The sequence below is a fragment of the Bacillus sp. SD088 genome (assembly GCF_017355205.1).
In the GTDB taxonomy this organism is placed as follows: domain Bacteria; phylum Bacillota; class Bacilli; order Bacillales; family Bacillaceae_C; genus Lederbergia.
This window is the reverse complement of record NZ_JADIJK010000014.1, coordinates 70,983-97,067: the sequence shown is the minus strand read 5'-3', so window position 1 is coordinate 97,067 and position 26,085 is coordinate 70,983. Positions and strand designations below refer to the sequence as shown.

At 37.5% G+C, this 26,085-nt stretch carries 19 protein-coding genes and 1 other RNA gene; 17 read left to right on the top strand and 3 right to left on the bottom strand.

The window, feature by feature from the left end; genetic code table 11:
- The first annotated feature begins 16 nt into the window (after nucleotides 1-16).
- The gene (yajC, locus tag IPU53_RS13690) at nucleotides 17-295 is read left to right on the top strand and encodes a preprotein translocase subunit YajC (protein ID WP_207451565.1); all 279 of its coding nucleotides are present in this window, start codon (nucleotides 17-19) and stop codon (nucleotides 293-295) included.
- Nucleotides 296-337: 42 nt separating this feature from the next.
- Here the strand turns inward: yajC and IPU53_RS13685 are convergent, their stop codons facing one another.
- A complete protein-coding gene (locus tag IPU53_RS13685) occupies nucleotides 338-730 on the bottom strand; it encodes a TIGR04086 family membrane protein (protein ID WP_207451564.1) in 393 nt (130 codons plus the stop codon).
- Nucleotides 731-922: 192 nt separating this feature from the next.
- Between IPU53_RS13685 and IPU53_RS13680 the strand changes: the two genes are divergently transcribed.
- Complete coding sequence (locus tag IPU53_RS13680; RefSeq protein ID WP_207451562.1) at nucleotides 923-1,576, top strand: DUF421 domain-containing protein; 654 nt, start codon at nucleotides 923-925, stop codon at nucleotides 1,574-1,576.
- A 107-nt stretch (nucleotides 1,577-1,683) separates the two neighbouring features.
- Here the strand turns inward: IPU53_RS13680 and spoVB are convergent, their stop codons facing one another.
- Nucleotides 1,684-3,231, bottom strand: coding sequence for a stage V sporulation protein B (gene spoVB, locus IPU53_RS13675; protein ID WP_207451560.1), 1,548 nt, complete (start codon nucleotides 3,229-3,231; stop codon nucleotides 1,684-1,686).
- Between the two features lie 114 nt (nucleotides 3,232-3,345).
- Here spoVB and IPU53_RS13670 point away from each other — a divergent pair, with 114 nt between their 5' ends.
- The 6 genes from IPU53_RS13670 to dtd all read left to right on the top strand — a co-directional run bounded on the left by IPU53_RS13670 (nucleotide 3,346) and on the right by dtd (nucleotide 12,055).
- On the top strand, nucleotides 3,346-3,669 hold the full coding sequence (locus tag IPU53_RS13670) for a post-transcriptional regulator (protein WP_207451558.1): 324 nt from the start codon (nucleotides 3,346-3,348) through the stop codon (nucleotides 3,667-3,669).
- Nucleotides 3,670-3,800: 131 nt separating this feature from the next.
- Nucleotides 3,801-6,071, top strand: coding sequence for a protein translocase subunit SecDF (secDF, locus tag IPU53_RS13665; RefSeq protein WP_207451556.1), 2,271 nt, complete (start codon nucleotides 3,801-3,803; stop codon nucleotides 6,069-6,071).
- Between the two features lie 216 nt (nucleotides 6,072-6,287).
- Nucleotides 6,288-8,648, top strand: a complete 2,361-nt coding sequence (recJ, locus tag IPU53_RS13660) for a single-stranded-DNA-specific exonuclease RecJ (RefSeq protein WP_207451554.1) — start codon at nucleotides 6,288-6,290, stop codon at nucleotides 8,646-8,648.
- The gene (locus IPU53_RS13655) at nucleotides 8,639-9,151 is read left to right on the top strand and encodes an adenine phosphoribosyltransferase (RefSeq protein ID WP_207451552.1); all 513 of its coding nucleotides are present in this window, start codon (nucleotides 8,639-8,641) and stop codon (nucleotides 9,149-9,151) included. The genes recJ and IPU53_RS13655 overlap by 10 nt, the downstream gene beginning before the upstream one ends.
- A 258-nt stretch (nucleotides 9,152-9,409) precedes the next feature.
- The gene (locus tag IPU53_RS13650) at nucleotides 9,410-11,602 is read left to right on the top strand and encodes a RelA/SpoT family protein (protein WP_207451549.1); all 2,193 of its coding nucleotides are present in this window, start codon (nucleotides 9,410-9,412) and stop codon (nucleotides 11,600-11,602) included.
- A 15-nt stretch (nucleotides 11,603-11,617) separates the two neighbouring features.
- Nucleotides 11,618-12,055 (top strand): D-aminoacyl-tRNA deacylase, encoded by a 438-nt coding sequence (gene dtd / locus IPU53_RS13645; protein ID WP_207451547.1) that lies wholly within the window; start codon nucleotides 11,618-11,620, stop codon nucleotides 12,053-12,055.
- Nucleotides 12,056-12,559: 504 nt separating this feature from the next.
- Here dtd and IPU53_RS13640 read toward each other — a convergent pair.
- Entirely contained in the window at nucleotides 12,560-13,795 is a 1,236-nt protein-coding gene (locus tag IPU53_RS13640; RefSeq protein ID WP_207451545.1) for an N-acetylmuramoyl-L-alanine amidase, read from the bottom strand.
- Between the two features lie 569 nt (nucleotides 13,796-14,364).
- Between IPU53_RS13640 and IPU53_RS13635 the strand changes: the two genes are divergently transcribed.
- The 9 genes from IPU53_RS13635 to IPU53_RS13595 all read left to right on the top strand — a co-directional run bounded on the left by IPU53_RS13635 (nucleotide 14,365) and on the right by IPU53_RS13595 (nucleotide 26,048).
- Nucleotides 14,365-14,541 (top strand): hypothetical protein, encoded by a 177-nt coding sequence (locus IPU53_RS13635; protein ID WP_207451543.1) that lies wholly within the window; start codon nucleotides 14,365-14,367, stop codon nucleotides 14,539-14,541.
- A gap of 609 nt (nucleotides 14,542-15,150) precedes the next feature.
- Nucleotides 15,151-16,413: a histidine--tRNA ligase gene (gene hisS / locus IPU53_RS13630; protein WP_207451540.1), complete on the top strand. Its 1,263-nt coding sequence runs from the start codon at nucleotides 15,151-15,153 to the stop codon at nucleotides 16,411-16,413.
- A 14-nt stretch (nucleotides 16,414-16,427) separates the two neighbouring features.
- A complete protein-coding gene (aspS, locus tag IPU53_RS13625) occupies nucleotides 16,428-18,197 on the top strand; it encodes an aspartate--tRNA ligase (protein ID WP_207451538.1) in 1,770 nt (589 codons plus the stop codon).
- A 372-nt stretch (nucleotides 18,198-18,569) separates the two neighbouring features.
- Nucleotides 18,570-18,758, top strand: a non-coding RNA gene (ssrS, locus tag IPU53_RS13620) — 6S RNA.
- 177 nt (nucleotides 18,759-18,935) lie between these two features.
- Nucleotides 18,936-19,703: a tRNA threonylcarbamoyladenosine dehydratase gene (locus IPU53_RS13615; RefSeq protein ID WP_207451536.1), complete on the top strand. Its 768-nt coding sequence runs from the start codon at nucleotides 18,936-18,938 to the stop codon at nucleotides 19,701-19,703.
- 365 nt (nucleotides 19,704-20,068) lie between these two features.
- Nucleotides 20,069-21,034 (top strand): ABC transporter permease, encoded by a 966-nt coding sequence (locus IPU53_RS13610; protein ID WP_207451534.1) that lies wholly within the window; start codon nucleotides 20,069-20,071, stop codon nucleotides 21,032-21,034.
- A gap of 188 nt (nucleotides 21,035-21,222) precedes the next feature.
- Complete coding sequence (locus IPU53_RS13605) at nucleotides 21,223-22,080, top strand: carbohydrate ABC transporter permease (protein ID WP_207451532.1); 858 nt, start codon at nucleotides 21,223-21,225, stop codon at nucleotides 22,078-22,080.
- 84 nt (nucleotides 22,081-22,164) lie between these two features.
- Entirely contained in the window at nucleotides 22,165-23,667 is a 1,503-nt protein-coding gene (locus tag IPU53_RS13600; RefSeq protein ID WP_207451530.1) for an extracellular solute-binding protein, read from the top strand.
- A 152-nt stretch (nucleotides 23,668-23,819) separates the two neighbouring features.
- Nucleotides 23,820-26,048, top strand: a complete 2,229-nt coding sequence (locus IPU53_RS13595; RefSeq protein WP_207451528.1) for a helix-turn-helix domain-containing protein — start codon at nucleotides 23,820-23,822, stop codon at nucleotides 26,046-26,048.
- Nucleotides 26,049-26,085 lie beyond the last annotated feature (37 nt).

Here is a 26,085-nt window from a genome sequence, read left to right as displayed (position 1 = left end):
GAAAAGGAGGGTTTTTATGGAACAATTAATCGGTTTATCACCTTTTATTATTATGATCATCTTGTTTTACTTCTTATTGATCCGGCCAAATCAAAAGCGTCAAAAGGCTGTGAATTCAATGCAAAGTAGCCTACAAAAAGGAGATAAAATTGTCACGATTGGCGGCTTACATGGTCGAATCGAAGCATTGGATGAAGGAACTATTGTAATTAAATGTGGCGATGGCAGTAAACTTACATACGATCGTAATGCGGTCCGTGAAGTGTTAGAATCAAATAATAGTATACAATCCTAAATCTTTTAAAAAGAAGCTGCTCAATGACAGCTTCTTTTTTCTTTATTTATGATCTGAATTGGATAAAATATTTACCCCAAGAACACCTCCCATTGTTGCTGTTAAAATATAACAAATGTGATAAACCAATTGTTCTAAGGAGAATAAAGAGCTATGTCCTAAAAATTGGTAAGATAAGAGGATAAGCGAGTATAATATCCCTGTGGCTCCCCCAATGATCCAACCTTTTTGTTTTCGTTTTCCTCCACTTATAAAACCACCGAAAAATACAGCGAAAAATGAAATAATTGTGATTAACAGGCTTACAGATTGTTCTTGCGTATTACTAAAATACAAAATGAGTGAAAAAATAAGACTGGATAGTACTGCAAAAACTAGGATGGTCATTAATCCATAAATAATTGAAACAGCAAAGTTTTTAATTTCGATTCCCAATCTCTCCCTTCTACCAACACCATATATCCCTCTGTACAAGCATATTCACAAAAGAGTTTTTTAGAAGTACTTGTCTCTCTTTTTTAGTAGGATTCATAAAACAAATGACCTTTTTGTTATGATGAAGATTCTTTCATAATTCTTTTTTTTAGTCACATACTAAAAATGCGATAAATGAGGGGGGATTGTGATATGGAAAATTTTTTTGTTATTATTGCACGAGTGGTTGTTTTATATATTGTATTACTTGTCATTTTTAGATTGATGGGTAAGCGGGAAATCGGTGAGCTAAGTGTTTTAGATCTTGTTGTATTTATTATGATGGGGGAAATGGCGGTTATTGCGATCGAGCAACATGAAGATCCTTTAGCCCATACTATTATTCCAATGGTCACACTTATGTTAATTCAATTAGGATTAGCGGTAATTTCTTTAAAAAGTCGCAAGTTTAGAAGGCTAATGGATGGAAAGCCTGCTTTAATCATTAACAAGGGAAAAATCGATGAAAAGGAAATGAAAAAGATTCGCTATAATTTTGATGACTTGCTTATGCAGTTACGACAAAAGGATGTTGCTAATATTTCTGATGTTGAATTCGCTATTCTAGAGCCTTCGGGTAACCTTTCTGTCATTAAAAAAGATAAAAAGACCAAGACAGGATCTTACACCCTCCCTCTTATTCTTAATGGCGAAATTCAACAAGACCATTTGGAAGAGGTAAGAAAGGATGAATCTTGGTTAAGAAAAGAATTAGAACGACGCGGTCATCAAGATATCGAGCAAATTTCCTTTTGCAGTTTTCAGGACGGAAAGTTCTTTATTGATTACGATGATTTAAAATCATGACAACGCCGTTAAAAAGTCTCACTCTTACAGGAGGATGTAGGGATGTAGACGAAGCGACATGATGACACTGTTTAGTCTGCGCCAGGACGGCACGAGTTTAGCATTTTTTATTTAAGAATCCGATTAAACAAAGGCAAGCGAATGAGATCACTTCTTGTTAATAATTTAAAACAAAATATAAATATAAGATAGATGAAAGTGACGAGCACAATCCCAATAACTAGGAAAGGAAGAGTATGGTATTGCTCAAGCACATATTGCATATAAAGAATACCTGAAATCCCGGATAGTAAGGTGGCGAAAATAAATTTTGCATACATGCCTAAATAGACAGTGAATTGTATTTTTTTTAGTACGGTCGCAAAATGTAAAAGTGTGACAAGCACTGTCCCTGCAGCCATTCCTAGAGCGACGCCATTTATACCAAACGCCGGTTGTGAAGCAAATACAAAGATAACGAGTATTTTTAGAACTGAACCGATAAGACTATTGATCATCGCTGCACTGGCTAAATTTAGCGCTTGTAATATGGCGCTGAATGGCCCTTGAAAATAGGTGAATAAAAAGAATGGAGCCAGAAATTGAATGAATTCATAACCATCGGAAGTTCCGTAAAACCATTTCATCAAAGGTTCAGCAAACACATATAAAATCACCGTTGATAAACAGCCAGCCATTAAGACGAAACGTAAAGATTGCTGAAAGCGGTATTCTACCATCAATTGGTTTCTATTGGCATTAGCCTCACTAATAGCTGGTACTAGAGAGGTGGATAATGAATGTGTAAAAAAAGAAGGGAGGGATAGTAAAGGTAATGCATACCCCGTTAAAAGCCCATATTGCTTTGTCGCTATCCCGGCTGCTATTCCAGCTAAGAGTAAGCTCTGTGAGACAACAATCGGTTCTAGAAACCAGGTAACCGATCCAATCAATCTCCCACCAGTTGTCGGCAATGCTACATGCATAAGTTCTCCTAATGTTTTCTTTCCATCATGTACAGATTGAAAAAACCTTTTACGAACTCTAAATTTTTTCTTTGCTTTAAACATAATAAATAAGTAAATAAACGAAGCTAGTTCGCCAATGACGGATGCGCCCATTGCTGCCGCTGCCGCATATTCAATCCCCATTGGTAGAAATTGTTTTGCCAGAACGGCGATTAAAGAGATTCTGACAACTTGCTCTAATACTTGAGCAATCGCCGAAGGTTTCATATTCTGTTTTCCTTGGAAATACCCACGAATAACCGATGAAATAGCGACAATCGGGATAATCGGGGTAATGGCCATCAATGGATACAGTGTTCTCGGGTCTGTGAATAAGGTCTGGGATAAGAGCGGTGAAATCAACATTAAAGTCGGTGTGAAAATGAGTGATAATGTCCCAGTTACAGCTAAAGAAACTGCTAATACCTTTTTCGTTTTCTTTCGATCCCCTTTGGCTTCCGCCTCTGCGACAGCTTTTGAAATGGCAACAGGCAGCCCCATTTGTGTAATGGTAATAACAAGAATAAGGGTAGGATAAGACATCATAAATAATCCGACTCCTTCTGCTCCAATCATGCGAGCAATCACAATCCTGTTTATAAAACCAAGAAGTTTTGTGATAAGTCCTGCAGCCATTAAGATGATCGTTCCTTTTAAAAATTTATTCATTACCTTCCCTGCCTTCTCAAAACTGTTCCATTGGATTACAATGAGTATATGCTAATAGGTGGACAAAGCATGACAAGTTATCTGTGAACATTTTATAAAACGGGGGCGGAGACGATGAACGCTAAACAAGAGCATCCTTACGATTCTTACTTTCATATACTTGACCTTGCATTACAAAGTAAAATCGAAGAATTTACTGTTTTAGGCTATGGGACTATTGAAAAAAGGGATTTATGGACGTTTCTTATACAGAAGAAATGGAAAAAATATAAAGAAGGTATTAGAATGTATGAATTAGTCTCAGATGTTCTTTCGGTGAAAATTGGGGATTATATGAATTTTGCGACCGTTGAGGCCTATAAATCTCCTGATTTGTTCTCGGATTTAGATTCTAATGAATTAGAAGAATTGCTCCATACTAAAGATAAAGTCGATTAAATAAGCGATGAAATACATACAGAAATGATTGACAGCTTTTTTTGACTGATTCATAATAATCATATTGACTTCATTCTGAGAGTTTACATATAGGTTTTTGTGTTCATTATGGCGAGGAGGATTTATCAATAATGGTAAAAAGAAGTAGAATTGTTGTCTTTTTCCTAATTATCCTGTTATTTGCGGGTTTAGGTGGTTCAACAACAAATGCGATTTTAAAAAATATAAATTTAGGCCTTGATTTGCAAGGAGGCTTCGAAGTCTTATATGAAGTAGAAGCTGTTAATACAGATCAAAAAATAGATAACGATACTCTTATACATACAACAGAAGCATTAAATAAACGGATTAATGTTTTAGGCGTAAGCGAACCCAATATCCAAATAGAAGGAACGGACCGGATTCGTGTACAATTGCCAGGGGTTGAAGACCAAGACCAGGCTAGAGAAACACTCGGTACGCAAGCTGTTTTAACCTTTAGAGATGTAAATGACGAGGTTAAGTTAGATGGAACAGATTTAGTAGAAGGGGCGGCTGAACAGTCGTTTAAAGCAAATACGAACGAGCCAATTGTCCTAGTTGAAATGAAGGATCGGAAAAAGTTTCGTGATGTCACTCAAGATATTGTTGATATGGCACCGGATAATATTCTAGCAATTTGGCTGGATTTTGAAGAAGGAGTGGACTCTTACGAAGAAGCGTCCAAAACTGGGAGTTCTAAATTGCTCTCAGATCCGTATGTAAGGCAAGTTTTTAATGATACTAGTGTATCAATTGAGGGTAATTTTACAACACAAGAAGCAAAAGACTTAGCCAATCTTTTAAATGCAGGAGCATTACCTGTAAAATTAAAAGAGGTTTATTCTACTTCAGTCGGAGCTTCGTTTGGAGAACAGGCTTTAAATAAAACAGTGAATGCAGGTATTTTAGGTGTTTTGCTTATTTTTATCTTTATGATTGCTTATTATCGCCTACCTGGTCTAGTTGCAACCGTCACACTCTCCATTTATATCTATTTAATACTGCTCGTGTTTGATTTAATGGGAGCTGTATTAACCCTTCCGGGAATTGCTGCATTGATACTGGGAGTCGGGATGGCGGTAGATGCGAATATTATTACATATGAGCGGATTAAGGAAGAGATGAAAGTAGGAAGGTCGCTTTCTTCGGCTTTTAAAGCAGGAAGTAAGTCATCCTTTACAGCTATTTTAGATGCTAATATTACCACATTACTAGCTGCAGGCGTTCTATTCTATTTTGGAAACAGCTCTGTTAAAGGTTTTGCAACAATGTTAATCGTTAGTATTTTAATGAGTTTCTTTACAGCTGTTTTTGGCTCAAGATGGTTGCTAAGCTTATTAATTGACAGCCGCTTTTTTAAAGAGAAACCAGGCTGGTTTGGTGTGAAACGTGGAGCTATTTTTAAATTAACCGAAAATAAAACAACACATGATTTGGCAACACCATTTGATCGCTTTGATTTTGTTAAACATCGGAAGAAATTCTATATGTTTTCATCGGTTTTAATTGTTGCTGGAATTATTGTTTTAGCAGTCTTCCGCTTGAATTTAGGAATTGATTTCTCAAGTGGGACAAGGGTTGAAATTAATGCAGGCAAGCCTATCACTACTGAAGAAGTGAGTTCTGATTTGAAAGAGTTTGGCATCGATACGCAAGATATCGTATTGGCTGGAAATAACAATGAAATCGGAGTCGCGCGTTTCAAGGATGAAGTATTGGATCGTGAAGAAATCGCTCAATTAAAAGCATACTTTAATGATAAGTATGGCGAAGAACCAAATGTAAGCACCGTATCCCCAACAGTAGGGAAAGAACTAATCAAAAATGCCTTTTTTGCTCTGTTTATTGCAGCGATTGGTATCATTATTTATGTGTCCTTCCGGTTTGAGTCCGCGATGGGCTTTACGTCCATAATAGGGCTGCTTCATGACGCATTCTTTATTATCGCGGTATTTAGTTTGACCCGGTTGGAAGTGGATTTAACCTTTATTGCCGCCGTATTAACGATTGTTGGTTACTCGATTAATGATACGATTGTCACTTTTGACAGAATAAGGGAGAACATGACAGCAAAACGCCGATTAAAAACGGAAGAAGATATTGCGATGGTCGTGAATCAGGGATTACGGCAAACATTGACACGCTCGATTAATACAGTATTAACAGTTATTGTAACAGTTGTTGCTTTATTAATTTTAGGAAGTGAGGCGATCCGTAACTTCTCCTTTGCTTTATTAGTAGGTTTACTAGCAGGAACCTATTCGTCCATCTTTATTTCAGCTCAACTATGGTATGATATGAAAGTAAGAGAGTTAAAAAAGAAAGGGCCAATCGACACGGTCAAAGAGAAAAAGAAATGGACAGATGAGCCACAAGTATAAGAAGTACATCAAGTGCATCGATCTTTTGCATAAGAAACGTTGATAGCCAAGGTAAAACCGCAGGATACTGCGGTTTTACCTATTAATCCGAGTCTACTTATTCTAAATATAGGTTAGAGGTAAAACGGAAATTAATGAATAATCCTCATGTACATAATGTCTTCGTTCTTCTTAATCCGTATAACCCAATCGAGTAATTCTTAAAGGAGTGAAAAGATGTTAAAGCCAAGTAGTCGCTGGATCGTGCGGGAAACGAATCAGCAGCTAACCAATGAATTATCACAACAACTCGATATTCCTCCTCTCGTAGCAACCTTGTTAGTGAATCGTGGAATATCTACGAAAGGAGAAGCAGAATCTTTTATGTATGCAGAAAGAGAAGAGCTATATGATCCTTTTCTTTTCTCAGATATGGAAAAAACAGTTGAACGAATCCAACTAGCCATTCATGAACAGCAGCCAATCTTGATATTCGGCGATTATGATGCCGATGGTGTTACAAGTACAACCGTTCTGTTAGAAACCTTATCAAAAATGGGAGCCAATGTTACTTATTATATACCCAATCGTTTTTCAGAAGGATATGGACCAAACAAGGAAGCTTTTCAGAAAGCATATGAAGATGGGGTGCAATTAATCATTACAGTCGATACTGGCATTGCCGCCTTAGATGAAGCGAGGCAGGCAAAAGAATTAGGCATCGATTTAATTATTACAGATCACCATGAAGCTGGGGAAGAGCTCCCAGAAGCCTTTTCGATTATCCATCCAAACATTCCAGGCTCTACATATCCATATGCAAACTTAGCTGGAGTGGGGGTTGCTTTTAAGTTAGCCCATGCATTAAATGGAGATCTTCCAGAAGATTTACTTGATCTAGTTGCAATTGGAACGATTGCGGATTTAGTCCCTCTTTATGGGGAGAATCGTACACTTGTTAAAAAAGGTTTAAAGAAATTAGCGAATACCCCGCGTCTTGGCTTACAAGAATTATGTGAATTAGCAGGGAATACCATTTCTGAGATCAATGAAGAAACAGTTGGATTTACGATTGGCCCGCGTTTGAATGCTCCTGGCAGGCTAGAACATGCCGGTCCTGCTGTTCAACTGTTACAGACCAATAATGCCTCAGAGGCAAAAATGCTGGCTGCAGAGGTAGATCAAATGAATAATGAACGTAAGCATATTGTCTCATCCATTGCTGATGAAGCGATTCAAATGGTTCATGATCATTTCAATCTTGCGGAAAATAAAGTCCTTGTTATCGGAAAAACAGGTTGGAATGTGGGGGTTATCGGGATTGTGGCTTCTAGGCTAGTAGAGAAGTTTTACCGGCCAACGATTATTCTAAGTTTTGATGAAGAAACGGGGATGGCGAAAGGATCTGCTCGAAGCATACAAGGCTTTAATCTCTTTGATAATTTATCCACTTGTTCTGACATCCTTCCTCATTTCGGTGGGCATGCCATGGCGGCAGGAATGTCTTTAGCAATTGATGATGTTGATACACTGCGGCAAAGATTAAACAATTCAGCTAAGGATCAATTGAACTCGGAAGATTTAATACCTATAACAGAAGTAGATGCAGCCATTTCGCTCACAGAGATTGATCTTAATTCTATCGCCCAATTAAATCACCTGGCTCCGTATGGAATGGGGAATCCCAAACCACAAATCCTGATTGAAAAGGCAATGATTACATCAACTAAAAAAATTGGTGCAAACAAAAATCATTTACGGATGACCTTAGCACAGCAGGATCAATCCCTTGATGGGATTGGATTTCAGCTGGGACATCTTGCCCCAGATCTCTCACTTGGAGCTACGACATCTGTTATCGGGCAACTTTCTATAAATGAATGGAATAATCAGAGGAAGCCCCAGATATTCTTGAAAGATGTTTCGATTGAAGAATGGCAACTATTTGATTTACGGGGAAATCGCCAATTTGAACACTGGATGACTTATTTAAAAGAAAAAGAAGGATTGTTTATCTTTTTTTCAGAAAAGCATTTTAAGGCATATGGCGCTAATCTCGAAAGCAAATGTATAACAGAGAAAGAAGATGCCAATCATTTAGATATAAATGGAAGAAATATCATCTTATTTGACCTGCCGTCACAAATTTCCTGGATAGAGGCGCTTGTAAAAGATAAAATGCCGGCATCGATCTATACCCATTTTCTCCAAGAAGAAGCTCACTTTTTTGCGACTGTACCGACGAGAGATCATTTTAAATGGTATTATGCATTTCTATTAAAAAGAGGGACCTTTGATCTGAAAAAATATGGAAAAGATCTAGCTACTCACCGTGGCTGGTCCAAAGAAACCATTTTATTTATGTCAAAAGTGTTTTTTGAACTAGATTTTGTTACAATAAAGGATGGGCTCATTAAAATAAATCCCCAAAAAGGAAAAAGGGATTTAGATGATTCACCTACATACAAAATGAAGTTAGAACAAATAAAAGTGGAAAGGGAATTTACTTATTCCACATATGATGAACTAAAAAAATGGTTTGATGAGAGGCTTGCACAAAAGGTGTTGGCAGAGGAGGAAGTAAGCACATGGATTTAAAACAATTTATCACGATCGTACCTGATTGGCCACAAGAAGGGGTAGTATTTAAAGATATTACAACTTTAATGGATAATGGGGAAGCCTATCATTATGCAACAGATCAAATTGTTCAGTATGCAAAAGAAAAAGAAGTGGATGTCATAGTCGGCCCAGAAGCTCGGGGCTTTATTATTGGTTGCCCTGTGTCCTATGCATTAAGCTTAGGATTTGCTCCTGTTCGAAAAGAAGGGAAGCTACCACGCGAAACAATCAAAGCCGATTATGGCAAAGAATATGGGAAGGATATATTAACCATCCATAAGGATGCCATCAAGCCAGGCCAACGCGTGTTAATAACAGATGATTTATTAGCTACAGGCGGAACCATTCTCGCAACGATAGAATTAGTCGAAAAATTAGGCGGGATTGTGGTTGGAATCGCTTTCTTAATAGAGCTTTCCTACTTGAACGGAAGAGAAAAGCTTGATCGTTATGATATACTTTCATTAATGACGTTTTAACTCATATAGTCAGAGGCTGTCCAATGTAACTTACTCTCAAGATTAGAGGAACATTGTGACAGCCTTCCTTATTCTTTAATAGCTAAGTATCGAAAACATACAGCTCTCGGCTAAATACGAATAGTTAGTCTATATGAAAATAGTGTAATCAAATTCTTTTGGAAAAAAAGTGTCATTTTATTCCAGAATGTCTTAATATTCGATAATATAGATAGTAACACGACATGGTAATTATTATTTAAATAAAAGGTGATCCTCATGGCAAAAGACCAAAACATATCGGCAGAAGATGTACTCAATAAGACAAGTGAATATTTAAATGAGGAAAACGTTGCGTTTGTTAGAAGGGCTTATAAGTTTGCTAAGAATGCTCATAAAGATCAATTTCGTAAATCCGGTGAACCTTATATTATCCATCCTATTCAAGTGGCTGGCATTCTAGCTGACTTAGAGATGGATCCAGCAACAATCGCGGCGGGTTTTCTTCATGATGTGGTAGAGGATACGGAATTGACGTTAGCTGATATTTCCAATGATTTTTCCAGTGAAGTGGCGATGCTCGTTGATGGAGTCACAAAACTAGGGAAAATTAAATACAAATCACACGAGGAACAACAAGCTGAAAACCATCGGAAAATGTTTGTCGCTATGGCCCAAGATATTCGCGTGATCCTAATTAAGCTAGCTGACAGACTTCATAATATGCGAACTCTAAAACACTTACCAGCTCCTAAACAAAGAAGAATCGCAAACGAAACACTTGAGATATTTGCTCCACTTGCGCATCGTCTCGGTATTTCAAAGATTAAATGGGAACTAGAAGATACGGCTTTGCGCTATTTGAATCCACAGCAATACTACCGAATTGTCAACTTAATGAAGCGGAAAAGAGAAGAGCGAGAGCAGTATTTAGAAGACGTCATGACAGGCGTAAAAGCAAAATTAGACGAGATGGAAATAAAGTCGGAGGTATACGGACGCCCTAAACATATTTATTCCATTTATCGTAAGATGGTTGTTCAACATAAGCAATTTAACGAAATTTATGATTTATTAGCCGTGCGGATTATTGTCAATAGTATTAAAGATTGTTATGCCGCTTTAGGAATCATTCATACTTGTTGGAAGCCAATGCCTGGTCGCTTTAAGGATTATATTGCGATGCCTAAGCCCAATATGTATCAGTCTCTTCACACAACAGTGATTGGGCCAAGAGGTGAGCCTTTAGAGGTGCAAATTCGTACGAAAGAAATGCATCGTATTTCTGAATACGGGGTTGCAGCCCACTGGGCTTATAAAGAAGGAAAAACAAATGATTCAAAAGATACATTGGATAAAAAATTGAGTTGGTTCCGTGAAATTCTTGAGTTTCAAAATGAAACAGATGATGCAGAAGAATTCATGGAATCTTTGAAAATAGACTTATTCTCGGATATGGTTTTTGTTTTCACGCCAAAGGGCGATGTCATCGAACTTCCAGCTGGTTCTGTACCAATAGATTTTGCCTATCGTATTCATTCTGAGATCGGGAATAAAACGATAGGGGCTAAAGTGAATGGCAAGATTGTAACACTGGACTATAAGTTGAAAACAGGGGATATTATTGAAATATTAACGTCCAAGCATTCCTATGGACCTAGCCAAGATTGGTTAAAGCTTGCCCAAACTTCCCAAGCAAAAAATAAAATCAAACAGTTTTTTAAGCGGCAACGTAAAGAGGAAAATATAGAAAAAGGCCGAGAATTAATTGAGAAGGAAATAAAAGAGCTAGATTTTGAAGTAAAAAAGGTTATGACCTCTGAAAATCTTCAAAAAGTGGCCGACAAATTTAATTTTTCAAATGAAGAAGATATGTTCGCTAGTGTAGGATATAATGGTATTTCCGCGCTCCAAGTGGCAAATCGCTTAACTGAAAAATTAAGAAAGCAGCGAGATCAAGAAGAAAAAATAGAAGAAATAATGATAGCTGAAACGAAGACAGACTCTCGTCCCAAACGCCATGATGCAGGTGTAAGAGTGAAAGGAACAGATAATCTTTTGATCCGTCTTTCGCGATGTTGTAATCCTGTACCTGGAGATGACATTATTGGCTTTATTACAAAAGGGAGAGGTGTTTCTGTTCATCGTGCTGATTGTCCAAACATTGATACAGAGGGAATGAGTAATCGCCTTATTGAGGTAGAATGGGAAACGGCTACCTATCAACATAAAGAGTATAAGGTTGATATTGAAATTACTGGGTTTGATCGTAGTGGAATACTAAATGAAGTTTTGCAAACAGTCAGTGCAACGAAAACAAATATCACAGCTGTTACTGGACGTGCTGATCGAAATAAAATGGCTACGATTCTGATGACCATCTCCATTCAAAATATTAGCCATTTGCACAAGGTTGTCGATAAAATCAAGCAAATACCGGACATTTATTCCGTACGTAGGATTATGAATTAAAGGGGTTTAGCTAGAATGAAGGTTGTCTTACAAAGATGTAAAAAAGCAAACGTTACGGTAAATGAAGAAGTTGTAGGAGAAATCGGGCGTGGGTTCATGTTATTAGTTGGTTTTCAAGAAGGGGATACAGTGCAAGCTTGTGAGTGGATAGCCGAAAAAATCATTCATCTGCGTGTATTTGAAGATGAGAATGGGAAAATGAATCGCTCTTTATATGATGAAGAAGGTTCTATCTTGTCTATTTCTCAATTTACACTCTATGGGGATTGCACGAAAGGGAGGCGCCCTAATTTCATGAAAGCGGCCAAGCCCGAAGAAGCAGAAGCATTGTATGATTATTTCAATAATATTTTGCGAGAGAAAGGCCTGCAGGTTGAAACAGGCGTTTTTGGCGAAATGATGGATGTATCGCTTGTGAATGAAGGACCTGTTACATTGGTTCTTGAAAAATGAATATTATAGCAAAGAAGGAGCTATCCAAAAGATCAATGACCTACTTTTGGAGGCTCCTTTTTTAAAAGATAAGAAAGTATAAAATTTTGGCTAGTGTTTTGATCTAGCTCCAGCGCCTAGCCCCTCGAGGTCAAATAACCTGAGCCAATAAAAGTTAAAACCGGACTTTTCTTGTCTCAGAACATTTGCTTGTCGGGGCTGAGCAAGGCGCTTGCGCTTTTCTTAAATTAGAAGTGGATAGTTGATTTACGCAGAAGTGCTAATTTTCCGTGTGAAAATGTCAAACCTCTTCTGTTTGAAGAATATGATTAATAATTTTTTTAGTGTGTCTGTTTTCACAGGAAACTGGCTTTATATGCCGTTGAAGTATAGCAATAGGTATACCAAGTATATTGAATATTTGGAGAACACAGAAAAAAGAAAATAAATTGGGCCAAACATATAGGGAAATCACAGGCTCTGATTCGTGCGTCAGCCTGTGATGTTTTATGATCAAACTCCATTCTATTCATTAAAATACTTATTCAATCCTTTAACGACTGCATCGGTTACTTGCTCGTGAAATGATTGTGAATTCATAATCTTTTCTTCATGAGCGTTACTGATATATCCTAATTCTAGCAAAATGGCTGGTTGTAAATTCTCTCTTAGGACGTAAAAATCTCCGGAACGAGCTCCGCGATCATGTAGCTCGACCATATTTGTAATTTCATTATGGATTGTTTGTGCTAAAACCTTATCTTGCTCATTATAATAGTAAGAAGTATGCCCCACAACTTGTTGATCTTCAATACTGTCAAAATGTAAACTGATAAAGGCATCTGCCTGTTCATAATTTGCTTGTTCTGTCCTTGATTCTAAGCTAACATACTTATCTGTGGAACGAGTGAGAACGACATTGAAGCCTGCCTTATCTAATTTACGTGCAAGCAGATTTCCTACTTCCAAGTTTAGAGTTTTTTCAAGACTGCCATTGACACCAGTGGCTCCTTGATCTCTTCCACCATGCCCGGGATCAATCACGATTGTTTTAGCACCTGGTTTTCCTTTGAATTGTAGATCCCCTTCATAGGCGCTGACAATCCAACTTGCTACATATCCTGTTTTTCCACTAGCATATTCAATTTTATACCAGTCTCCTTTTTTTTCTAACGGATAAAAGGTATCACCTGCTGAAACTTGTGTCATAATTTTGGATTTTAAGGCAGGTTTTTTCCGGACATTCGTCCCGTCATACAAAATTCTAATCGGATTTTCATCAGTTGTAGTAGATACATGTTCTTCTATACTTAAATAGGCACTATTTACCCAAGCCTTCTTAGATTGATATTCAATTTGGCTCCAGTCATTTTGTTCCCCAATTTTTTTCACTTGATCCCCTTGATGAAGAACCCCAATTTTCGAGCTAGTTGAATCTGCTTCAGCCCTAACATTCAAAATATCGGTATTGACTGTTGCCATTACAGTCTTTGCATTCGCTTGTTGTTCCGCTAACGAGCTTGCAATCCAACCAGTTTGATTGGAACTCAATTTAATTTTATACCAGTCATCTTTATGATCTATTAGAGTATAGGTTTCTCCCTGATGAATTTGGGTAACAATAGAATAAGTTGTCCCAGGCTGTTCGCGAACATTGACAATCTCACCTGTAATCGTCACTTTTTCGGAATCTGCTGATGTGACAGGAGAAAAATACATAATAATTGCTACAAATAATGCTGTGATTATTAAAAAAATCATTCTTTTTTTCACCGCAAATAAAACCGCCTTTCTAATGAGGTAAGAAAGTATAAATTTGGCTAGTGTTTGTATCTAGCTCCAGGCGCCATCGCTTCTAGGCTCGCAGGAGCGAGAGTCCATCGGCGTTACGAACTAGTGTAGACGAAGCGACAGGATGTCGCGTTTGAGTCCGCCAACAGGATGTCTTCCCTTTAAGCCGATGTTCTACTTAATAACCCTTCCCTTCATAGGTTCAGGACCATTTGCTTGTCAGGCTGATCAAGAAGCTTGCGCTTTTAATCAGATTCACCTCATTGTACCAGCTTGCATAGTTCATTATCAATGTAAGTATTCTTGATATTTGTTCAAAATCCTTTTTTTATCCCGAATTAACTGGCAGTAAGACCCCCATTTCAAGAATTCGAGGTGAAAACGAGAATTGTAAGTGGGGGACAACTGCCAGTAAATCCCCGATTGGTTCAACTAACATTCAGTGGGGGATGAAAAAATCCCCACTGAATGAAGTTTCACTTTATAAAACTTTTTTTACAGGACATACTATTAGAAACTTGAAAGAGAGGAAAAAATAAATGAGAGCGAATGAGAAAAATCAAACATTAATCTATAGCTCTTCCCAGATCATTCAAATGGATTTGCAAGATAAGTGTGAAAAAAACAATATGGATCTATTACATGAATCCATTCACGAAGCTGGTTTAACTTTATCAGAAATAAAGGCTTGGAAAAAAAGTCTTTATCGTTCTTAAAATATTTGGAAGCTATTGACAAAGAAGCACGAAATTCGTATGATAAAATAATCAAATTACAATATTAAGCTGATGAGGGAAAAAGTAATTAAGAATGGTCAGAAAGAGAGGAAATGCCTCGGTTGAAAGCATTTCTCTGATATATTTCTTAATGAAGCACATTCCGTAGGCTTCCTCTTCGAACCCATAAAGTGTGTGTTCAAAAAGGAGGATAAAAAGGACCAAGAAGTTCAAGGCGGCGCAGTTTTAAGCAGTGGACTTGTACAGGATGTACTGACTTCCGTGTTGCCCACAGGACGTGGGCGGTTTTAACGGAAGATCCTTATCACCTGATACATGAGCAGCGCAGAAACAAGCCAACGAAGAAATTCGAAGTGTCATTTTTACCGGACTTTTTGAACAACCTCTTAAAGATAGTAGAAGTTGGACGTACACAGGCGATAACGGTTAAAGTGAAAGCTGTTAAATATATAGCTTTAAAAAGGGTGGCACCGCGGGAAATAAACTCTCGTCCCTTGTTTTTCGGAACAAGGGACGGGAGTTTTTTTTGTAGAAAAAATGTCCGTTTAGCTATATATAGTCATGAAAAAATGTAAGGGGGATTAAACATTGGCGATTCAAATACCTAGAGGCACACAGGATATTTTGCCAGGAGAAGTAGAGAAGTGGCAATGGATTGAAGAAACAGCTAAAAAAGTATGTCAATTGTATCAGTATCAAGAAATAAGAACACCCATTTTTGAACAAACAGAATTATTCCAACGAAGTGTGGGGGATACGACTGATATTGTTCAAAAAGAAATGTATTCCTTTCAGGATCGTGGGGGGAGAGATCTGACATTACGTCCAGAGGGAACAGCTGCGATTGTGCGTTCTTTTACGGAAAATAAAATGTTTGGGTTACCCAATCAACCTGTTAAGCTTTATTATCTTGGACCTATGTTTCGCTACGAACGCCCACAGTCAGGTAGATACAGACAATTTGTACAGTTTGGTGTAGAGGCACTAGGCAGTAGGGATCCAGCCATAGATGCAGAAGTGCTTGCTCTAGCAATGCAATTCTATCGTAGCTTAGGCCTTAAACGATTGAAGCTTGTTATAAATAGTCTTGGTGATCGAGAAAGCAGAAAGGCTCACAGAGATGCATTGATTCAACACTTCCGACCACGCATTGATGAATTTTGCTCAGATTGTCAAGAAAGATTAGAAAAAAATCCGCTTCGGATTTTGGATTGTAAAAAGGATCGTGATCATGAGTTAATGGCATCAGCTCCATCTATTCTCGATTTTCTAAACGATGATTCAGACACTTATTTCAAGCAAGTTCAACATTATTTACAGGGCATGAACATTGAATTTGTTGTCGATCCTACTCTTGTAAGAGGTTTGGACTATTATAATCACACTGCTTTTGAAATTATGAGTGAAGCGGAAGGGTTTGGAGCGATTACAACTCTTTGCGGCGGTGGCAGATACAATGGCCTCGTACAAGAAATGGGGGGACCTGACACTCCTGGAATCGGTTTTGCTTTAAGTATAGAACGATTAATTCATGCCTTAGAGGCAGAAGCTATTCCAATGGAAAAAAACAAACAAATCAATGCTTATATTATTGCTCTAGGCGAAAAAGCAAAAGATTATTCGGTTGCGTTGTTGGAAAATTTACGTCGTGATGGTCTATCTGTTGAACGAGATTATATGAATCGGAAATTAAAAGCACAGTTTAAAGCTGCAGAGCGTCTTGGTGCACAACATGCCGTGATCATTGGGGATGATGAATTATCCTCAGGTGTAGCAACAGTGAAAAACCTTGCGAACGGAGAACAAAAAGAAGTCGCCTTGGAGCATCTTAAAGAGGAATTGTTAAGTTGATGGGGGGAAAAGAGATGTTTGGAAGATCCTATTATTGTGGAGAAGTAACAGAATCGGCTGTTGGAGAGTCCGTTGTTTTAAAAGGCTGGGTTCAAAGACGAAGAGACTTAGGCGGACTAATCTTTATTGATTTACGTGACCGTTCAGGAATTGTACAAATTGTATTTAACCCTGATATGTCAAAAGAAGCTTTGGAAAAAGCAGAAAAAGTAAGAAATGAATACGTACTAGATGTACGTGGCCAGGTTGTGAAGAGAGAGGATAGTACAATAAATCCGAATATTTCTACTGGGACAATTGAAGTGCTCGTATCTGATATCACCGTGCTGAACGAAGCCAAAACGCCACCATTTATGATTGAAGATCGAACAGATGCCGCTGAGGAAATTCGTTTGAAATACCGTTATCTCGATTTGCGTCGGCCCGATATGTATTCCGTATTTAAAATGCGTTCCGATATCACGAAAACGATTCGTAATTTTCTAGATGACGAAGGGTTCTTAGATATGGAGACACCGATTTTAACAAAGAGCACACCTGAAGGAGCAAGAGATTATTTAGTTCCAAGTAGGGTACATGCTGGCGAGTTTTTTGCATTGCCTCAGTCTCCACAATTGTTTAAACAATTATTGATGGTAAGTGGATTTGATAAATATTATCAGATTGCCCGTTGTTTCAGAGATGAAGATTTGAGAGCAGATCGACAGCCAGAATTTACACAAGTGGATATTGAAGCTAGTTTTATGAGTCAAGATGATATTCGAAACATGATGGAAGCAATGATGAAAAAAATTATGCGTGCAACGAAGAATATTGAGATTGAAACACCATTCCCAATTCTAAAGTATGACGATGCAATGGCGAGATTCGGTTCTGATAAGCCTGATACTCGTTTTGGAATGGAACTAAATGATGTATCTCAACATGTAAAGGATAGCGGCTTTAAAGTATTCTCAGGAGCAGTGTCATCAGGGGGACAAGTAAAGGCAATTGTGGTGAAAGATGGCAATCAGCACTATTCTCGAAAAGATATTGACGCCCTTGGAGAATTTGCAGCAAGATATGGAGCAAAAGGATTGGCTTGGATGAAAGTCGAAGAAACCACTTTGAAAGGGCCGATTGCAAAATTTTTCTCGGAATCAGAGCAAGCTGAATTATGCCAAACGCTCTCCGCTCAATCTGGAGATTTAATTCTATTTGTGGCAGATAAGAGTTCCGTTGTTGCAGATGCCTTAGGAGCTTTACGTCTAAAATTAGGCAAAGACCTGAAATTAATTGATGAATCTGTGTATCAATTTCTTTGGGTTGTGGATTGGCCATTATTAGAATACGACGAGGAGGAAGGTCGTTATTCCGCTGCCCATCATCCTTTTACGATGCCTGTTCGTGAGGATATTGATAAGCTAGAAACGAATCCCGCAGAAGTAAAAGCACAGGCTTACGACCTTGTGTTAAATGGATATGAGCTTGGTGGAGGATCTTTGAGAATTTTTGAAAAAGATATCCAAGAAAAAATGTTTAAGGCACTTGGATTTTCAGAAGAGGAAGCGAAAGAAAAATTTGGTTTCCTGCTCGAAGCATTTGAATATGGAACTCCTCCACATGGTGGAATCGCCCTTGGCTTAGATCGGCTAGTCATGCTTCTTTCCGGTAGTGGTAGCTTGCGTGACACGATTGCATTTCCGAAAACAGCAAGTGCGAGTGACCTATTAATGAAGGCGCCAGACATCGTAAGTGAACAACAGTTACAGGAATTACATTTGCATTTGGTGAAAGAGGATTAAGAAAAGCGCAAGCGCCTGTTTAGCGGTGTATAAACTTAGAGGATAAGGTTGAACGGCTAAATTCGTGCCGTCCTGGCGGCAGACTCAAACCGCGACGTCCTGTCGCTTCGTCCGCACTCGTACATCCTGTACATCGCAACGCCGTTCTAATCAACATCCAGTTGGCCAAAGATAAAGGAAACCCGATGAGCCTGTCGGGGAATCGCTGTTGACTTATCGTAGTAAGGTACTGAAAGTTTGCTAGTCGTTGGGCGCTGGAGCTAAATAAGGCATTAGCCAAAATCTATATTCTCTTATTAAAAACAGGGAGAAATCCCCATTTCGCTCCATTTGAAAAAATAAATAACCTGTGATAATATTTTATTAACAGGATAAATCCTGATGTGTTCGTCCTAATGCCTTATCGTTTTGACCGACAAGTTATAATTACGGGAGTCTGTTTGTCTACCTTTCGAGTATAAGCCTCCGCTTGAGAGGACATATGAGGTTTGTAGCAGGACACCCACCTGCCTAGAGCGGGTTCAAAACAAAGGTTAAAAAGACGGCATAATCGGGATTTATCCATTTTTTTCAATGATACAACCAGCTGGGGAAATGTTGGTTGTTTTTTTACTGTGTAAAATGAACTTTTTTAGCTTGCGATGGTTTCACACGATCTCGTTATTTTATCTAGCAGTGAAATCTACGAGAAGATATTATATTTTTTGAAAGTAAACTGATTATACGGAGTTGAACAAGATGTTACACCAATTTTCGCGCAATGAATTAGCGATTGGACAAGAAGGGCTTGACCGACTGAAGAACAGTACAGTAGCTGTTCTAGGGGTAGGTGGGGTAGGTACTTTTGCAGCAGAAGCTTTAGCTCGATCTGGAGTTGGAAAACTGGTTTTGGTTGATAAAGATGATGTAGATATAACCAATGTCAATCGACAATTGATTGCGTTATTATCAACTGTCGGTCAACCGAAAGTTGATTTAATGGAGAAAAGGATTCAAGATATTAATCCCGAATGTAGAGTGGTTTCCTTGAAAATGTTTTATACAGAAGAAACCTCAGACCTGTTTTTTGAACAACAACCTGATTTTGTAGTAGATGCCTCAGATACAATTAGTTACAAAATTTTATTAATGAAGGAATGTTTAGAGCGGAAAATTCCGATAATCTCCTCCATGGGTGCAGCAAACAAGATGGACCCTACACGATTGAAGATAAGTGATATCTCGAAGACCCATACGGATCCGATTGCAAAAGTCATTCGGACGAGGTTGAAAAAGGAAGGGATCGGAAAGGGAATCCCGGTTGTTTTTTCGGATGAGAGCCCGATTGTGATCAAGGAAGATGTTCGAAAGACCGTGGGGAATGACGAATCGGATATTCGAAAAGCGCAAACGCCTCCTTCTTCCAATGCCTTCGTTCCTTCAACAGCAGGTTTAATTGCGGCTAGTTATGTCGTAAGGGAAATTATTAAAGATATTACAATCGAACGAATAAAGGATCGTAAATAGTTGAACAAATGAGTTTTTTTATGGACCGAAACGAAGAAACATAAATTATTTTCGATTTATGTTTCTTTTGTTTCGGTCTTATTTTCTTTTTGGGTTTTAGGAGAAATAGGAGTGGCACATAGCGGCCGCTCACAGCCTTCTATAGATCATGAAATGGATAGTTAAGGTTAAGAGATGTATGTTTATTTTTCGGATTTATAAATGCAATGTATGGCTTGTATGCCTCATAAAGATTCTGTAAATAAGGTAATAAGATGGATGTAGACTGTAATTAGCGGCTTTGTTAATTTATATATAGGCAATGATCTTATTGGGAGAGGAATTTTTGGTAAATTGAAAATCAGACAAGAAAAGGAGGTTTATCTATGAGTTCTAAAGCAACGCCGCTAGCTGAGACTACTCAGCAGAGATTTTTATCACCAAAAGGGAAACCGCTTACAATACGTTTGTGGAAAGATCGATGGCTTTATTTATTTTTATTACCAGGTCTTGTCTATTTTCTTGTTTATAAATATCTGCCAATGTGGGGAGTTTTAATGTCTTTTCAGAACTACCAGCCCCACCTAGGTATATGGAATAGCCAGTGGGTAGGATTCAAACATTTTGAAAGGTTTTTTAGTGAACCTGAGTTTTGGATGTTGTTTAGAAATACCCTATATATTGCGTTTCTAGACTTAATGATTTTCTTCCCTATCACCATTATTATTGCCCTTTTATTGAATGAAGTTAGAAAAGAAATGTTCAAACGTTTTGTTCAAACCATGGTTTATGTTCCCCATTTTCTATCATGGGTTGTTGTTGTTGGGATCAGCTATATTTTATTAACTACAGAAGGTGGAATCATAAATGAACTTATCTCTTGGGTGGGAGGCGATAAAATCCCGTTTTTAATGAGTCAGGATTGGTTTCGTCCGCTTATCATCATTCAAATGATTTGGAAGGATGCTGGATGGGGAACAATTATCTTTCTTGCAGCTTTAGCGGGTGTGAATTCACAACTATATGAGGCTGCGCGGATTGACGGTGCTAATCGGTGGCGACTATTATGGCATATTACCTTACCTTCTATCCGTAGTGTCATAGTGATCTTGCTTATTCTCCGTCTTGGGAATTTCTTGGATTTGGGCTTTGAACAAATCTTTCTTATGTTAAATGCAATGAACCGTGAAGTTGGAGAAGTCTTTGATACTTACGTATATCAAGTTGGGATCAGACAAGGGCAATTTAGCTACAGTGCAGCAGTCGGTCTATTTAAATCGATTGTAGGTTTTATATTAGTTATAGGAGCCAATTCATTGGCAAAGAAATTTGGTGAAGAGGGGATTTATTAGTGCGTGCTCAAAAAGGAAGATAAAAAGGACCAAGAAGTTCGAGGCGGCGCAGTTTCGAGCAGAGGAATGTATGCTTTTAAATACATGAGCAGCGCAGAAACAAGCCAACGAAGAAATTCGCAGTGTCATTTTTACCGGACTTTTTGAACATCCTCTATTAGCAAAAAAGCGGGAGGGAGGAATAACACTTGATTCAGGATAAAACGATTGGAAGTAGAATATTCGATGTATTTAACCACCTGATTTTATTTATTATTGCCTTAGTAACTGTTCTTCCGTTTTTATATGTTGTAATGACATCCTTTTCCAATTCATCATCGATTATTCCAACGGGTTTTTCTTTAGATGCATACCGTTATATTTTTTCAACTGAAACATTTGCCAGAAGTATGGGCGTCTCGGTTTATATCACCATTTTAGGAACATTTATTAACTTATTTTTTACTTCGTTAATGGCCTATGCTTTAGCACATACTCATATTGCGGGTAGGCGGATCATTTTGCTGCTAGTAATCTTCACAATGTTATTTAATGGGGGGATGATCCCTACGTATTTTATCGTCAAAGGGACGGGACTAATAGATTCATTATGGGCATTAATGATTCCTAATGCTATTAGTGCTTTTTACCTTATAATTATGAAAAACTTTTTTCAAGGGATACCGGAAGAATTGAAGGAATCGGCGAGAATGGATGGATGTCATGAAGTGGGTATTTTATTTAGAATCGTCATCCCTCTATCATTGCCGGCAATGGCTGCTTTTGGTCTTTTTTACTCAGTTGGATTATGGAATCAGTATTTCAATGCTGTTTTATATATTAATAATCCATTAAAATGGCCGGTGCAAGTATTACTTCGACAAGTTGTGATCTTAGCTCAAGGTTCAATTGGAGACTCTTCTGAAATTGCAGATGATGCAGTTGTTTTTTCGGAAGGAATTAAGATGGCAGTTATTGTGATTTCCACCGTCCCTATCCTGTTAGTATATCCTTTCTTACAAAAACACTTTGCAAAAGGGGTATTACTTGGATCTGTTAAAGGATAAAGTGAAACTTTAATCAACAGGCTGTAACAGACAGTTAACACGGGAATAAATCAATTTTGTCTGAAAAAAGGAGGAGAAAGAGCCATGTTGAAGAAATTATTTGTTTTTATGATTGGGTTGGTGTTACCTGTAATTTTTTTAGTAAGTTGTAGTGGGAAAGAGCAAGTGGCTAGTGAAAAACCTAGTTCTAACCAGGATGGAGAATTAGAAATAAGTATTATGATGCATTTCGATGGCATCGAATTTCCGCAAAAAGGAAATGATGTTGAAAAAGCGATAGAGGAATATACAAATACAAAATTGGATATCCAAGCTGCTCCAGGTGCAACCTTTTCAGAAAAGTTACCGGCTGTTATTGCTTCAGGAGATATGCCTATGGTCATCGGTATGAATCAGTTCAGAGAGCCATATATGATTAATGCGTTTAGGGGCGATCTGTTTTGGGAAATTGGTCCTTACTTAGATAAATTTCCAAACTTATCAAGCATTAATCCGATTATTTTCGAAAATATTTCCACCGATGGAAAAACCTATGGGCTTCCGCGGATGCGACCCTTAGCCCGTGATATTTATACCTACCGAAAGGACTGGTTGGATAACTTGGGAATGAAGGAACCACAAACGATTGAAGAGTTTTACGAAATGCTCCATGCCTTTACCTATAATGATCCTGATCAGAATGGGAAGGATGATACGTACGGTATGACTGTGGAAAAGGAAGGATTGATTAATCGGTTTGCTCCTCTATTTGGTGCACCAAATGGTTGGGAAGAGAAAGATGGAGAGTTTATTCATACAACATCTACCCCAGAATATTTGGATGGGTTGAAATTCTTTAAAAAGTTATATGACGATGGATTAATTACAGAAGATTTTGCTGTTATTGAGCGTTCTCAATGGGAAGAAGCCTTTTCACTGGGAAAAGCTGGAGTTTGGCCTGATACGAGTAATTCGATTGTACGTATGTATAATCGAATTAGAGAACATGACCCAAATGTAGAATTGGCAGCATTCAGTTTACTTGAGGGGCCTCACGGAAAGAGGGTTCCTGCAGGAGGAGGACATAATGGGATATTTGTTTTTCCAAAGTCAGCTATAAAAACAGAAGAGGAATTACTTCAAGTTTTAGCCTTTTTTGAAAAACTTCAGGAAGAGCCGATGCATACATTATTTAAATGGGGAATTGAAGGAAAGCATTATGACTTGGTTGATGAGAAGCCTGTTTTAAATGAGGGAGCAGACCTTCATAATGATGTCATTCTTCCTTACACATTACCACTTGGAATTGTACCAGCGGAAACGAATGCGCTAGAAGGTGATATTTCGGCGCTAGAGAAGGTAGAAATAGAACTTCCGATTGAAAATGAATCTTTTGCTATTCATAATCCTGCAACTAGATTAATTTCAGACACACAAGCCGATAAAGGACCACAATTAAATACGACCATTTCTGATGCAAATATAAAGTTTATTATGGGGCAATTGGATGAAGATGGTTGGAAAAAAGAAATAGAAAAATGGAGAGCTAGCGGTGGAGACAAAATGGGCAAAGAGTATGCCGCAGAATATGCTAAATTAGAACAATAAAATTGGCATATAAAATTAGAGACAGGTATCTTTTGCTGCCTGTCTTATTACAATGGAATCCCCTAAAAGTCACTTGAAATTTTTAAAATATTAAGATTAATATATTAGGAGAGCCTGAATACAATGGTGAAATAAGGGGGATCTTAATTAAGATGAAAAAATCAAGATATTATAAAAAACTATTTATATTTAGTCTATTATTATCAACTATCCCTGTCATTATATTAGGCGTTCTATCTTACTACAAGGCAGCGAGCGAAATAGAAGAAAAAGTTGCAAAAGAAAATATGCAAGTTTTACAGCAGACTAAGATGAGTCTAGAATATCACCTAGAGTCACTAGACAATAATGTAACGCAATTTATTTTGTCCCCCTTATTTACCTCTAACTATGAACGTAGGTTAACTTCTAAAGATTTTGTAACATATCGAGATTTATTAGCTGCGATGAAAAGATTTCAAACAAACAAATTATGGAGTGATGAGATAGAACTAATTAATTTTAGAGAAAACTGGGTGATTACGAAAGCTGGATTAAATTATCCTAGTGAAACGGGGTATTTTAGAAAATACTCCAGTGTAAAAGAAATTCCCAATTCTTCAACTTGGATGACGATTTCGCAAGACAATGTGGAATCTGTCAACTTAGTAAAAAAACTACCTTTGTTAACGAATGAACCAAAAGGGCTAATAAGGATATCAATTCCGAAGAAGGAAATTAGCAAGTTAATGAATCGGAATAAAAATATAGAAAATTTCTTTGTATTGGATAGTGATTACCAACTAATTTCTGAAAGTAGATCTTGGAATCACCTTCTTACATCAGATAAGCTGATTAATGAACTGAGAAGAAAAGAAATGGAAAATGGTTATTTTACGTTGAAAATAAATGATGAGCATGTTGGCGTTAATTTTAGTAAATCTTCTTATAATTATTGGACTTATTTATCCATTGTCCCGATAAGAGCTATCACCAAGAACTCAAAGGATATCGGCTGGTATACGGCAATTGTGTGTGGAATTATTTTGCTTGCTACAATTATCGCTGTCTCCTTATCTTCCAGGCATTTATATCAGCCAATTCTTCACATGTATCAATCTGTTGTGTCTCACGAAGGTAGTAAAAACATTTTAAATCTAAAGGATGAATTTATAAGTATACGGAATGGGATTTCTCAATTTCAGGATCAGATTGAAACTCAAAGAGAACATTTAAAAGAATTCTTTGTTTTAGGTTTGTTTATGGGACAACTAAAAGTTGAAAAAATCAATGAAATGGTAGAGGATCTAGAATTTAATACAGATTGGCAATCACTGGCTGTCCTCGTTATTGAAAATGATATGCTGGGAAAAGCTAAATACAAAGAAGCAGATAATGAATTAATATTATATTCAATTAAGAATCTAATCAGCAAATCGGTCCCTATCGGAGTACGCTTTCCTCCGGTAGTTTTGAATGATTACCAAGTGAACATCATACAAATCCATGAAAAAAATCCGAAAGATCATAATAAATATTTATACAGTTTGGCTGAAGAAATTCATCGTTTGGTTCAGAACTATCATGAATTAAATATTCGTATTGGAATTAGTCGCCCTTATAGGAATCTAGCTAACACCGAATATGCTTATAATGAAGCAACAGAGGCACTTAGGTTTTATCAGAAAATAGAACCTAGAACGATCATAAATATTGATGATGTTGTTCTAGTTCACACTGAAAAAAGCATTTTTCCGAAACAGGTTTGTCAGGAGCTAATAGATTCGATAAAGGGTGCACATACAGAAGAGGCTGAACGATCAATAAATGAATTTATGGTAACGGTTACAAAATATAATATTTCTTTTCAGCAGTATCAAAACATAATGGTTCAATTACTATCTAAGCTTTTGGAGCTTGTTGAAGAATTGAATGAAACTTCGGAAGCCCTTTTCGGCAATAAACTATTATTTGAGGAGATACTACGGCACAAGAATATTGATGAAGTTAGAAGTTGGTTTACAAAGACTATACTACCACCGATTTTGGAAAAGTATGCCGAAAAACAAAGGAGCGCACAAATTAATATTACAGTAAGTGTCATATCCATTATAGAAAAGGAATTTACTAGCAATTTAACGCTTGAGATGATAGCTGCTAAGATAAATTTCCATCCTAGTTATATTAGCAGAGTATTTAAAAAGGCAACGGGACTAAGCTTCAGTGAATACCTTTTAAAGTTTAGAGTAAAAAAAATGAAACAAATGTTAAGAGAAACAGATTTGAAGATTTCTGAGATTGCGGAGATCTTTCATTTCAATAGCTCGGCTTCTTTTATCCGTTCATTTCGAAAGGTGGAAGGCATGACACCTGGACAATATCGAAAAAAATACCATTCATAATGCTACCAGGAATGATGCCTCCAGCTTTTAAGTTTGT